General features: G+C 47.4%; 9 protein-coding genes. 4 read left to right on the top strand and 5 right to left on the bottom strand.

The window, feature by feature from the left end; all coding sequences use genetic code 11:
- Positions 1 to 8: 8 nt before the first annotated feature.
- Positions 9 to 1,262 (top strand): glycan-binding surface protein, encoded by a 1,254-nt coding sequence (locus HGH90_RS23640; RefSeq protein ID WP_169192026.1) that lies wholly within the window; start codon positions 9 to 11, stop codon positions 1,260 to 1,262.
- Positions 1,263 to 1,503: 241 nt separating this feature from the next.
- On the top strand, positions 1,504 to 1,908 hold the full coding sequence (locus HGH90_RS23635; protein ID WP_169192025.1) for an SMI1/KNR4 family protein: 405 nt from the start codon (positions 1,504 to 1,506) through the stop codon (positions 1,906 to 1,908).
- Between the two features lie 61 nt (positions 1,909 to 1,969).
- On the opposite strand, the gene HGH90_RS23630 is transcribed toward HGH90_RS23635, so the two are convergent.
- On the bottom strand, positions 1,970 to 3,397 hold the full coding sequence (locus tag HGH90_RS23630; protein WP_168765855.1) for a SusD/RagB family nutrient-binding outer membrane lipoprotein: 1,428 nt from the start codon (positions 3,395 to 3,397) through the stop codon (positions 1,970 to 1,972).
- A gap of 11 nt (positions 3,398 to 3,408) precedes the next feature.
- Complete coding sequence (locus tag HGH90_RS23625) at positions 3,409 to 6,603, bottom strand: SusC/RagA family TonB-linked outer membrane protein (protein WP_168765856.1); 3,195 nt, start codon at positions 6,601 to 6,603, stop codon at positions 3,409 to 3,411.
- 118 nt (positions 6,604 to 6,721) lie between these two features.
- Between HGH90_RS23625 and HGH90_RS23620 the strand changes: the two genes are divergently transcribed.
- Both HGH90_RS23620 and HGH90_RS23615 read left to right on the top strand, forming a co-directional pair.
- A complete protein-coding gene (locus HGH90_RS23620; protein WP_169192024.1) occupies positions 6,722 to 7,570 on the top strand; it encodes a hypothetical protein in 849 nt (282 codons plus the stop codon).
- A gap of 283 nt (positions 7,571 to 7,853) precedes the next feature.
- Complete coding sequence (locus HGH90_RS23615; protein WP_168765858.1) at positions 7,854 to 9,455, top strand: NAD(P)/FAD-dependent oxidoreductase; 1,602 nt, start codon at positions 7,854 to 7,856, stop codon at positions 9,453 to 9,455.
- Positions 9,456 to 9,492: 37 nt separating this feature from the next.
- Here HGH90_RS23615 and HGH90_RS23610 read toward each other — a convergent pair whose 3' ends face one another.
- Genes HGH90_RS23610 through HGH90_RS23605 form a run of 3 tightly spaced genes read right to left on the bottom strand, consistent with a single transcriptional unit; the run spans position 9,493 to position 13,063 of the window.
- A complete protein-coding gene (locus HGH90_RS23610) occupies positions 9,493 to 10,584 on the bottom strand; it encodes a sterol desaturase family protein (RefSeq protein ID WP_169192023.1) in 1,092 nt (363 codons plus the stop codon).
- Between the two features lie 23 nt (positions 10,585 to 10,607).
- Positions 10,608 to 10,730, bottom strand: a complete 123-nt coding sequence (locus HGH90_RS32015) for a hypothetical protein (protein ID WP_262888602.1) — start codon at positions 10,728 to 10,730, stop codon at positions 10,608 to 10,610.
- Between the two features lie 20 nt (positions 10,731 to 10,750).
- Entirely contained in the window at positions 10,751 to 13,063 is a 2,313-nt protein-coding gene (locus HGH90_RS23605) for an arylsulfatase (RefSeq protein ID WP_168765860.1), read from the bottom strand.
- Positions 13,064 to 13,080: the final 17 nt, after the last annotated feature.

Raw genomic sequence — 13,080 nt, 5'->3', positions numbered from 1 at the left:
GAACTTGTATGACGCACAATAATCCTGCACTTCATAAACAATACGGCAGCCTGGTTACAGGTATGCTGGCCATCTTGTGCCTGCTCCTGTCCTGCTCTAAAAACAACGACCAGTCCGGTCCACCGGTGATTAATAAAGTCACCTTGCTCGACTCTACCCTGCAAGACAGCACCTTCACCAAAGCCTTGCCGGGCACATTACTCCTCATTACCGGTCAAAACCTGGGAGGTGTGGTAAGCATTGCGTTCAATGGCGCCAGTGCCTATTTTAATCCTACCTACAATACCAGTACACACATTATTCTCACGATCCCGTCTAACGCACCTACCGAAGCTACTGATCCCAAAGTGCCCAACCAGATACACCTGGTTACCACCCATGGAGAGCTCATGTATACTTTTGTAGTGGATATACCGCCTCCATCTATAGCGGCTATTTCTAATGAAAACGCACTTCCCGGCGACTCCCTGATCATTTACGGGTCTAGCCTCTTCCTGATAGATAAGATCACGTTCCCCGGAGGAAAAGAAGTGACATCAGTTGCCACCAATGCCGCGGGTACACGTGCAGGCCTCCTTATGCCCGATCTGGGCAGCGATACCGGCCGCCTGGTCATACATGCCAAATTCGGCACTGCGATGTCAGACGGGCCTCTAAATGACCATGCCAGCGGCGATGTGATCAGCAACCTGACCAACAGCGGCGAGAGCGGTGAACCCCCTGTATTCAACTGGGCCTGGTGGGGCGCCAACAGAACCAGCGACGCGGCTTTATTTCCCGGTACCCGAGGCGGATATCTGCAGAACATCTTCGGAGGTGTGGGCGCTAATGATGGCGGATGGTGGAATGGCAACCGGTCCGGCAACTTCAATGATGTAGCCATGTTTACTACAGATGTACTTACTAAAGAAGCCGCTCAATATGCGTTGAAATTCGAAATCAATACCAAAGAGCCATGGACAGCCGGTATCAACGTACTTCGCTTCAATGACAAATATGCTTTCAGGTATATGCCATGGCAAAACGCCGACAACAAAACCTTTGACACCAAAAACAAATGGCAAACGGTAACGATTAACCTCTCCGCATTCCGGCTTGCCGACAACGGAGTGGAAGGAACCGGCGCTGCAGCTGCAATAATGGGCGACCTGCTAAAAAGCGATGGCAAGGTTGCTTTCGGATACCGCATCATCACAGAAAGTGCCGGCGTAGATGTATATAATACCGCCTACGACAACTTCAGGATCATAAAGATAAAATAGTGGTCAACTGCGTGCCCCCTCCTGATATGGAGGGGCACGTGGTATTCAAAAGGAAGCTTAATCTGTTCAGATGAAAAACATAAACGACAGGAAACGGCAGCAGCCCCGGTGGCTCCGCCGGAAGCCCCAAAGATTATGAAAATGTAAAAGCCAATGCCGCCCTTACACAGAACGGTATTAGAGTAGCCTTGCCGCCGATGTCGGTAGCATATGTTGTGATAGAAAAAAAATAACCGTAGTTATGAAAAGTTGGACAGAGGGCATTATTCAACAATGGAAAACAGACAGTATCCCGCTTAACAAAGGTGCATTGATAGAAATGATTGCCGAAACAGAAATCGCACTAGGATTCAGATTCCCGGGAGAATTCACAGAACTCTACCTGCAAACAGATGGATTTGCACACCAGGAATCGTCTGGCTGCGGTTATGTTATATGGCCTATCCACCGGATATTGCATGAGTTCAGGGAAAGCGACAATAAAAATTTTATCGGCTTTGCCGACCTTCCTGGGCATCACCAGACAATCGGTTTCCTGAAAAACAAAAAAGGTGTCTTCAGAAATTCAGATCAGCAATCTTCATTTGCCGATACCTTCAGGGAATGCCTACAGTGGATGAATAAAAACACTTCTTTACTGCATTGACAGTGACAGGTAAGAAGAGCATTGCTGCCGGCAGCAATGCTCTTCTTATGTAGTAATAACATCATCGCTCTACATCCCACCATACACGGCCGGTCAGATCGTCTTTACCATGCAGCCCCGGCTGTGCAGCGATAGCAGCTTCTACATTCTTAGTATTGATATTATGCTCCGACAGCGGATAACCCTGCCGGCGGGGAATAGGAATATTATTATTTCCAGGGGCAGGCGTCAGCTCCGGATAGCCCGTTCTTCTCCATTCTGCCCAGGCTTCATAGCCATTCATATACAAATGCACCCAACGTTGGTAAGCAATCTGTTTAATGGCAGTAGCAGCATTATACACCACTTCCGGACGGGCCATATAGGCAGCCAGGCCGGTGGAAGAACCTGTCCACTGGTTAACAGAGGCTTCGATAGCCGCATTGTAATCCGCCATAGCAGCGGCATCGCCGCCGGGAATCCAACCCAGCTTGGCTGCCTCCGCACGTGCCAGCAGCACCTGTGCATAAGTGACCACGTAAGCGGTAGCATCCTGCTTACGGATAGCTGTTCCCTGGAACGATACACTACCGGCCGGAATATTCTGCGCATCTTTACCTTCCAGGCCATAAGGCATTCCTACATAATCGCCGCTGCTGTTGGTTGCTGCATACACTTTTAACCTCGGATCACCGAGGGGCTTCATAAAATCTACCAGGGGTTTGCTGATGCAATACCACCGGCGGCCCTGTACACTATATACATAATACCAATAGTTCTGGTACGCGGTTTCAGGCAAATGCTGTGTAATAGCATTATCATCATTCCCGGTAAAAATTCCGGTAGTGAGCGCCGCGGCAAATTCCCGTTTGCCCCAGGCAGGATCCACTTTCGACAACCGCAATGCCATCAAGGCATGCAAGGTGCCTGCAAAGCGTTTCCATTTGCCAGTATCGCCATAGTACAACACATCACCTTTAGCCGGGTTGCTGTTTTCCAACTGTGCAGCCGCCTCCGTCAATTCTTTAAACAAGTCGGTATAAATATCTTTCTGGCTATCATAGGCCGGATCTATCTTTGCTCTGCCCTGTAAGGCTTCTTTATAGGGCACATCACCCCAGCGATCAGTGATATACCAGAAAAAATATGCCCTCAATATCCGGGCTACTGCTAACTGATTATTAGCCGACCCTTCATCTGTATTAAAATGCGATGTTTTAATAATCAGGTTCAGGTTCATCAACGCATCTGCATAAAAATTAGAAAACTCAAAAGAGTTGTTGATATAACGGGAGGCATCGGTATACACTTTCTCCGACAAGTGCTGCACGTACAACAGGCCATACGGCGTAGCGGCTGTAGTATCCATTTTCAGGATGGCATAAGTCAGCAATTTCGGATTAGAAAAGGTATCCGGCAGATTGGGGTTCCGGTTAAGGCTATCGGAAAATTTAGTACATCCTACTAACGTAAACGATAATACGAAAATAATATATAGTAACTGCTTCATGATGATCGGGTTTACAGGGAAATATTCAGGTTAATACCAAATGACCGGGTAGAGGCCAGCTGCCCTGTTTCCAGCCAGCTGATAGAAGACCTGCCGGTAGACAGTTCTGAAGGATCCAATCCTTTAGGTGCTTGTTGGTAGATCATCGCCGGGTTGCGGGCTATCAGGGCTACGTTGATACTGTTAAACGGCATCCGGCGATGCGCCTCCCGGGTAAACGTATAGCCCACACGTACTTCTCTCAGCTTAATATAACTCGCATCATACAACCATTCTTCATATATCGAGGTGCCCAGTGTAGTACGATAATAGGATTTGGCATCAACGTAAGCGGTAACTTCCTGCCCGGTAACACTGGAAATACCGTTCACTTTTACACCGCCTCCATCTGCCAGCGGATCACGTACGTTCTTGCCGCGATCATTCATGGCAGCCGTTTCCGGCGCCTGTCCCGATTTTACGCTCAGCATTTTTGTCCAGCTGAAAAACTTACCGCCGGACTGAAAGTCAATCATGGCCGATACATCAAAATGCCCTACGCGGAAAGTGTTCTGCCATCCCCCGGTAAAGTCAGGTACTACACTACCAAAATTGTGATTCTCCTTAAACATCGGCAAATTGGCCGCATCCAGCAGGATCTTACCGGTCTTAGGATCACGCTGGTAAGCATTGCCCACCAGGGTACCAAAAGCCGCATTCACATCTGCATTCAGGTAAACGCTCACGCGGGAATAGGTATTGGCATCCAGCTGCAGCGTATTTAAACCGGGATACAATTTCTTTATCAGGCTCCGGTTGCGGCTGAAATTCAGAACAGATGACCAGTTGAATAATTTTGTTTGTATAGGGGTGGCATTCAGACTCAGCTCCACGCCCTGGTTCTGGATATTACCCGCGTTGATCACGGTGCTCACATAACCGATAGCACCTGACACCGGGATGCTGAGTACCTGGTCGATGTTCTGTTGATTATACCAGGTAAAGGCCAGGCCCACCCGGTTTTTTAACATCTTCACATCCACGCCTGTTTCAAAAGAGTTACCCAGCGAAGGCCGTATTGCATTATTATTAAGCGTAGAAGGCAAGTGCATAGGCAGGTAAGGACTGTTATCCCGTCCTTTGTAAGGCGCCTCCAGCAAGTAGGATTCATAAATCTGGTAAGGATCCAGGTCAGAACCGGCTTTAGCAAAACTGATGCGGAACTTGCCGTAGGAAAGCGGCTCCCATTTCAGTAACTCACTGAATACGACGCTCAATGATACAGAAGGATACCAGTAAGAGTTATGATTCGATGGCAGAGCCGAAGAAATGTCATTACGGATAGTAGCATCCAGGTAATAGATATTATCATATCCCAGCGAAACGGCTGCATACTCGCTGCGCACTTCCTTTCTCCGCAGATAATTAGACACATCCGGCCGGTCGATAGAGGCAGACAGATTATAGAAATTTACCACAGATAAGCCTCCCTGGGTTCTTCCCATGATACCGGTATAACGCTGGGTAAGCAGGTTGGCGCCGAGATTGGCATTCAGACTCCACTTGTCAAATGTTTTGTTATACTGCGCTAATACTTCATAGTTCATCTCCTTATTCTCAAATTTAGCCTCGTAATATTCATTGAGATCCCTGCCTCCATAGGCCTTCCGCTGGTTGATGCTTTGGGTAAACATATCCGCTCTTACCGCACCGCTTACCTTCAGGCCAGGCAGCACGTCGTAAGTAAGACCTACATTGCCAAAGAAGCGATCGCGCCCATCCTGGTTCAGGTTTTCATAGGCTTCGAAGTAAGGGTTATTCCAATCGCTGCCAGGCTTCTTCAGAAAATCCGGATCATCTACATCCTCATGATTCCAGTGATAAAAAGTACCATCAGGATATTTATACTGCCGCAGCTTTTTCATATCCAGCGAACGCTCAAACCATTGGTAAAAGTTACGGGAGCCGTTGTAGTAGCCCTGCGCCGGACGCTGCCCTTTATTATTGGCGTAATTAAAACTGGTAGATACCGTTACTTTGGAATTCAGGTTGAGGGAGCCGTTAAATCCAAGGTTATTTCTTTTGAGATAAGTATTAGGCTCTATTCCTTTTATATCCGTATGATTAAACGACAGGCGGAATGTAGTGTTTTCGCCTCCTCCCGACATGCTGACATTGTTATTAAACGTGGTACCGGTTACAAAATAATCTTTCACATTATCAGGGTGTGGACTGAAGGGCGTCAGCTTACCATAGTCGGGATCGGCGGGGTAAAAACTGTACATCTGGCGTACAGGGGTGCCATCCATTTTAGGCCCCCAGCTTTCATCCGTGCCGGATGCCAGCAATTGCGTTTGCCCGTTTACGGTAATGGTACTAAACTGCTGACTACTACCGGCGCCATAAATATTCTGCAGCGGCATAAAGTTACCCGCCTTTTCTATAGAGAAGGCGGAGTTAACATCTACCATTACCTTCTTATTTCCCTTACGGCTACCTTGCCGGGTGGTGATGAGAATAACGCCGTATTGCCCTCTAAGACCGTACAGGGCAGAAGCAGCGGGACCTTTCAGCACATTTACCGACTCTATATCCTCCGGGTTAATATCCTGGGCCAGGTTGCCCAAATCGGGGCCATTTCTGCCCGCGAAGTTGTTATTGCTCACAGGTGTACCATCTACTACAATTAAGGGCTCTTCCTGGCCATTAATGGAGTTGATACCCCGGAGCTTAATTTTTTGCGTACCTCCCATACTGGCACCGGAAGCGCCTACTACCTGTACACCGGCAATTTTACCCGACAAAGAGCCCAATACGTTTTGCTCTTTGGTCAGCGTAAGATTGCCGCCTTTTACTTCCTGCACCGAATAACCTACGGCTCTTTCTTTCCGGGAGATGCCCAGGGCGGTAACCACTACCTGGTCCAGGTTATGGGTATCCTGCTTTAATACTACATCGATGCTGCTTTTTCCCGAGGTACTGATTTCCGTAGTAAGGTACCCCACTAACCGGAAAATAAGTACGGCATCTTTTTCTCCGGCATCCAGCTGGTAGTGGCCTTCCGGATCTGTAGACGTCCCTTTATTAGTGTTCTTAATTTGTACGCTTACGCCGGGCAAGCTTTCCCCTTTTTCGCCTGTAACCCTACCGGTAAGGACGTGGGATTGGGCCACAGACGTCAATGAAACAGCACAGCACACTAATAGGATAGTGAATAGTTTTTTCATGAATAAGCGGGTTAGATCTTGGTGAAATATTATGTTCTACAAAATATAATAATAATTGGGGATTGTCAATAGGTATAAATGCCGGCTGCTATCCTGTATAAATTCCGTAAATTAACATATGCGTTTACTCATATTGCTACTGCTGACAGGACTTTTATCCACCGCCGTAATTGCGCAGACCGCACCACCAGCGGTGCTGGGGCAACTGACCACCGACAAAGTAAAGGAGGCATCAGGCATTGCGTCCAGCGTGCCGCTGAAAGGCTGCTACTGGACACATAACGACAGCGGCAACAAACCGGAAGTATACCTGCTCAACAGTAAAGCGGCACTGATCAGCACTATTAAGCTGGAAGGAGTAAGTAACCGCGACTGGGAAGATATTGCAGAAGGCGCCGGCCCCGAAAAAGGCAAGCACTATGTATATGTAGGCGATATTGGCGACAATGCCGGTATCCGGAAACATATCCGCATTTACCGTTTCCCCGAACCTGAGAAATTACCGGAAGAAAAAACAAGTGTTACACCAGATATCTTAACGCTCAAATATCCCAATGGCCCACGGGATGCAGAATCTTTGCTGATAGACCCTATCAATAAACAAATCTATATTATCAGCAAAAGAGAAAAAGAAGTAAGTCTCTATAAAGCCGGTTCCACCCTCTTTAAAGATGGAGATAAAGTGGTACTGGAAAAATTAATAAAGCTACCCTATACCTGGGTTACTTCCGGAGATATTTCTAAAGACGGCCACCATATTGTGATAAAAACGCTGACCCATATTTACTACTGGCACCGTAACAGCTATGAAACGGTGGAAGAAGCAATGGCGCAACCTGCCAAAGAACTTCCTTATGTTGAAGAAAAACAAGGCGAAGGCATTACCATCGCCCCTGGCAATGATGGCTATGTTACCATCAGTGAAGGGAAAAATGCACCTATCTATTTTTATAAATGGAACTTCTAGTTTCCCTTGCCGTACGGCTGCAATCGCAATTCAGTAACTAATCCTATCATTGTATAGTGCAGGCAGCCCTCACTTTCTGCTGCTAACCCTTTATCATATAAACCCTCAAAACAGGTATTGCTGTTGACAGCAATACCTGCGTAAAACCGTTTTGCTATGCCATCGTTCAAAAGGTTCCATCATTTTCATGTGCGGGGAATGCCGCTCCGGCACAACATACCAGACCAATAAGCGCTATATCAGCTCACCTCAGAAACCATTTACTCAACAACCTCATTCGCTCATGCAAAAGAAAGCTATCATCATTGGCGCTGGCCCGGCAGGGTTGACCGCTGCCTATGAACTACTACAACGTACCAGCATCATTCCGGTGGTACTCGAAAAAAGTACCGACATAGGAGGCATCTCCAAAACAGTCAATTATAAAGGCAACCGCATCGACATTGGTGGCCACCGCTTCTTCTCAAAATCAGACCGTGTAATGGATTGGTGGATGAACATGATGCCACTGGATAAAGAAGCCGCTGAAATATTTTCCATCAGCTATCAACAGAAGACAAGGGAAATAAAATCCCCGCGAAGTAATCACAGTACCGATACGCTGGTAGCACCCGATCCCGACCTGATCATGCTGGTAAGAAAACGCCTGTCTCGCATTTACTTCATGCATAAATTCTTTACCTACCCGATACAACTATCGGTAGACACCCTGCGTAAACTGGGTTTCGCCACCACCATCAGTATCATGGTATCTTATCTGTGGGCACAGATCTTCCAGCGAAAAAATGAAAGCACCCTGGAAGATTTTATGATCAACCGCTTCGGTAAAACCTTGTACCACCTCTTCTTCAAAGACTATACAGAAAAAGTATGGGGCGTTTCCTGTAAAGCTATTTCGGCCGAATGGGGCGCACAAAGAATTAAAGGAATCTCCATCGGTAAGGCTATTGCACACGCAGTAAAATCTGCGGTGGAAGCCGGCAAACCGAAAGATCTTAAACAGAAAAATGTAGAAACCAGCCTGATCGAACAATTCCTATACCCTAAACATGGCCCCGGCCAGCTTTGGGAAGAGGTGGCACACCAGGTGATCAATAAAGGCGGCACCGTATTAATGCAGCACGATGTCAGAAAAATTCACACCTCCGGCAACCAGATAACCGCTATTGAAGCGCTGGACCGCACTACCGGCGAAATAGTTACGCTGGAAGGCGATTACTTTTTTTCCACTATGCCCATCAAAGAACTGGTAGCCGACCTGGAAGCAAATGTTCCGGCTAATGTACAGGAGATAGCTGCAGGCCTGCATTACCGCGACTTTATCACCATCGGTATCCTCCTAAAAAACCTGAGCTTCGAGGATAAAAAAACAAAAGAACATAAGCCCATCACCTTAAAAGATACCTGGATTTATATACAGGAAAAAGATGTAAAAGTAGGACGCCTCCAACTTTTTAACAACTGGAGCCCCTATATGGTGAAAGACCCCGATACGACCTGGGTAGGAATGGAATACTTCTGTAATAAAGGCGATGATTTTTGGGAACTGACAGACGATGCTATCCGCCAGACCGCCATCAACGAACTGTGTAAGATAGGCCTGGCCCAGCCTTCCGATGTGCTCGATGCCACTGTATTGCGCATGGAAAAAACTTACCCGGCCTATTGGGGTACCTATGCCCGGTTCGAGGAGTTAAAAACATATATTGATTCCTTCGAAAACCTTTTCCTCGTGGGCCGTAACGGTATGCATAAATATAATAACTCCGACCACTCCATGCTTACCGCCATGGTGGCTGTAGACAACATTACAGAAGGTATTGTTACCAAAAACAATATCTGGTCTATCAATACTGAGCAGGAATATCATGAAGAGAAAAAATAATAACAAGGGCTGATCAGAAAATCAGCCCTTGTTATTTTCATATCGCCTGCGCCGGCACTGCTACCGCGGCGGCTTTGTGTGGAGCAATCGGCAGTGGCGCTGCTACTTCATCCCCAACCATCGGCCCATCTGCGGCCAGCTCACTACCTTCTTTCTTTGATTTAAAGATAGGCCACAGCAACTGCGCATACCATTCTTCCTCTTTGTAATGTTTTAAGCCGTAGGCCTTAGGATACTGCCGGGTTATGATACCGGTTCCAAAAATGAGGTCCCAGATAAAAAACATATTTCCAAAATTGCCTTTATAGTAGCCGATACCATCATCTGTCGTATCGGCATGGTGTGCATGGTGAGTAGCCGGAGTGGATATGAGCCGTTCCATGACCCAGCCGATAGGCTTCAACCACTTGATGGTGTAAAACGGTTTATCCCATTTGATACTGCTATGTGCACCGGTTGTGATCAAAGATTTGATGCCCCCTACAAAGAGCGCCGGATATCCTAAACCCAGATAGGTAAGCGCTACCGTGAGGTATATCTGCGAAAAGAAAGCGGTATAAATAATATTCTGCCTGCTGGCCATCGCCATTCCCATATACGGCGCCGAATGATGCGTACGGTGAAAACGCCACAGGATGGGCAACTGGTGGTGCAACCGATGATACCAGTATTGGGTCAGATCATCGGCTACTGCCATGATGGCAAATCCCCACCAGAAAGGCACCCAGGCAAAAGCATCTTTAGCCTGCGGTAATACCCAGGGCAACAGTTTCAACCCGAAATAGGCAATCATAGGTCTTAATATCACCTTAGGAAGGATAAAGCATACTACATCAAGTATTCGCTCGTTCTTCGTCCACTTGTTTTCGTATAGCCCTACGGAAAATTCCACTATCCCCACCGCTATCATAATAGCCGGCAGGCCCCATGTTTTCAGGTTTTGAAATACTGCCTCCAGGATTACGGGTATACGGAAAGGTAGCTGTGTTGTTGCAGTGGTTAACCAGGGTTTGCTTCCGCTGAAATAAAAGAAGAGCAACATCAGGGCAATAGGCAATACATACAGCAGCAGGCTCACCAACGAATCCCGCAGGATGACCTGTGTACTTGTTTTTGCAGGTGCTGTCATAATAAAAGGTTTTAGGTTATACGTTAATTGTTTAACAGGTTAAATACAAACCAAATAGCGCCGGATATTACTATCAGCGGTATCAAAAAAATAACAATGCCGATGGCAATCTTCTTTGTTATCAATACGATGTCTGTCAGTGTCATAAATCGTTTTTTTAAATGGGTTAAGGATGTATTATTTCTACATGGTTCAGCTTACCGGTAAACGTGTAGGGCGATCTATACAACGGCGATACTGCTGACCCCTGATCCCGGCCTATATCCAGCCCTTCGTCATAAGGTGTAATCACCGCATCTTCTTTGGTAATAGCCCGCTCGGCAACTTTTTCATCGTTGATGTATAGTATTTCAGTACCAGCGGGATCTGTTAAGCGCCGCGCCGGTGCATACTTCAATTCATAACGCAGGATAGCTTTGCCCGCGGTAAGTTTACGGGAGGCAGTCAGGTTTGTTAACCGGCCGTTATTGTTATGCACGGCTTTCAACCTGCCATCCTGCACAAAAAGAGTAAACCCGGAAAAGCGGCCACCGATGGCCAGCAACACCCCTGCCGCCTCGTCATCCTTCAACTCCACATCCGCATTAATGATAAATGACTGCTCGCTGAGGAAAGGCGCCGAACGTGTAGGCACTTGCGTTAGCCCCGGATATAAAACAGCGCTGCGCCGGATATCCAGCGGACCCCTGGTAAGTAATGCCAGGGTAATACGGGTACTGTCGCCCAGCAAAGGATATACTTTATACTTATGCGCCTGCTCATCAAACAATGTCTCTAACTCTTTTAGCTTCGCGGGGTAGGCAGCAGCCAGGTCATGTTGCTCATTAAAGTCTTCATTAAGATTATATAATTCCCATTTATCGTTGCTGAAAGGAGTTCCCCGCTCATGTGCCACAGCTGCTTTCCAGCCATCTTTGTAAATGCTCCGCCCACCGGCAATTTCATAGTATTGTACATGGTGTCTCCCCATTGCTGCGGGGTTGTCAATCGTATAGGCGAGGCTGATACCTTCCAGGCTGTCTTGTGGATAACCATTAATTACTTTTGGCATGGTTAATCCTGCCAGTTCCAGCACGGTAGGTGTAACGCTATTTACATGAGAATACTGGGTACGGATACCTCCCTGTTTAATCAGCTTAGGATAAAAAATGACCAGCGGATTACGGGTACCGCCTTCGCTGTTGGCGTCCTGCTTCAGGTAGCGGAAAGGCGTATTGGCAGCCTGCGCCCAGCCTATGGGGTAGTTAGGACCCGACTCCGGCGTGCCTATTTTATCATACAAGCTATCGATCTCTTTAATCCTGCTATCATATGATTCGCTAAAGAGGTTTCCGTTAATATATTCGTTGATGCCATGTACATGTCCGCTGAGCCCACCTTCCTTGCTGGCGCCATTATCCCCGATAATCAATACTACCAGGGTATTATCCAGTTGCCGGGTATCGCGCAGATAACTGATTAATCTTCCTACTTCATAATCGGTATGGGATAAAAAGCCTGCATATACTTCAAAAAAGCGGGCAAATACTTTCTTCTCTACGGGCGACAGTGATGCCCAAGGCTTTACGCCGGGGTTACGGGGAGGCAGTGTTACATTGGGGGGGACCAGCCCCAGTTTTTGCTGACGGGCTAATACCTGCTCCCGGTATACATCCCAGCCTGCATCAAACTTGCCTTTGTATTTCTCTACCCAGGATTTATCTACCTGGTGTGGCCCATGCGTGGCGCCTGGCGTAAAATAGAGGAAGAAAGGTTTATCCGGCGCAGCCGAATGCTGGGCTGCGATATAGGCGATCGCCTTGTCTACCAATACGGTAGTGAGATGCTGCCCATGCAGGTCTGGCTCTACTTTCACGGTATTTTCCCAGAGTGCAGGCGTATACTGATCTGTTTCTCCTCCCATAAAACCGAAGAAGGCATCAAAACCGCGACCGGTAGGCCAGCGATTAAAAGGTCCTGCTGGCGTAAGGTCCGGGCTGGGTGTAATATGCCATTTACCCACGGCGTAGGTATTGTAACCATCTTCTCTCAATATCTCCGCAATAGTCCCCTTCTCAAAAGGCATATAACCATTATGACCCGGGAAATTAACAGCTGCATCAATTACCGTAGGCACGTTGACAGAATGGTGATTACGCCCGGTTAACAGGGAAGCGCGCGTGGGACTGCATATCGCTGTGGTATGAAAGTTCGTATAGCGCAAACCGTTATTAGCGAGACTATCAAATACGGGCGTTTCTACCAATCCCCCAAAGGCGCTGCTGGCGCCCCAGCCAACATCGTCCAGCATGATGTAAACAATATTAGGAGCGCCTTTCGGGGCGGTAGGGTTAAAAGGTGTAGCCGCCACTATCGATTGTGATAAGGTGCCGCCTACTTTGCCTGCATAGGGCTTTTCAGGGCTATACTGGGCATATGCAGAAGCGCCGGAAAGCAGCGCTATGGTAAAAAACGTTTTGTAAGAAGATAAATACTGCATGTGAAGTTAATTGTGTT

The sequence above is a fragment of the Chitinophaga sp. Ak27 genome (assembly GCF_012726295.1).
Taxonomy (GTDB): Bacteria; Bacteroidota; Bacteroidia; order Chitinophagales; family Chitinophagaceae; genus Chitinophaga.
The sequence above is the reverse complement of the archived record's forward strand: the minus strand, read 5'-3'. Positions and strand labels throughout refer to the sequence as shown.

Bases quoted from the DNA above. Each gene is read 5' to 3' on its own strand.
- HGH90_RS23640 (WP_169192026.1), top strand. From the start codon at position 9: ATGACGCACAATAATCCTGCACTTCATAAACAATACGGCAGCCTGGTT.
- HGH90_RS23635 (WP_169192025.1), top strand. From the start codon at position 1,504: ATGAAAAGTTGGACAGAGGGCATTATTCAACAATGGAAAACAGACAGT.
- HGH90_RS23630 (WP_168765855.1), bottom strand. From the start codon at position 3,397: ATGAAGCAGTTACTATATATTATTTTCGTATTATCGTTTACGTTAGTA.
- HGH90_RS23625 (WP_168765856.1), bottom strand. From the start codon at position 6,603: ATGAAAAAACTATTCACTATCCTATTAGTGTGCTGTGCTGTTTCATTG.
- HGH90_RS23620 (WP_169192024.1), top strand. From the start codon at position 6,722: ATGCGTTTACTCATATTGCTACTGCTGACAGGACTTTTATCCACCGCC.
- HGH90_RS23615 (WP_168765858.1), top strand. From the start codon at position 7,854: ATGCAAAAGAAAGCTATCATCATTGGCGCTGGCCCGGCAGGGTTGACC.
- HGH90_RS23610 (WP_169192023.1), bottom strand. From the start codon at position 10,584: ATGACAGCACCTGCAAAAACAAGTACACAGGTCATCCTGCGGGATTCG.
- HGH90_RS32015 (WP_262888602.1), bottom strand. From the start codon at position 10,730: ATGACACTGACAGACATCGTATTGATAACAAAGAAGATTGCCATCGGC.
- HGH90_RS23605 (WP_168765860.1), bottom strand. From the start codon at position 13,063: ATGCAGTATTTATCTTCTTACAAAACGTTTTTTACCATAGCGCTGCTT.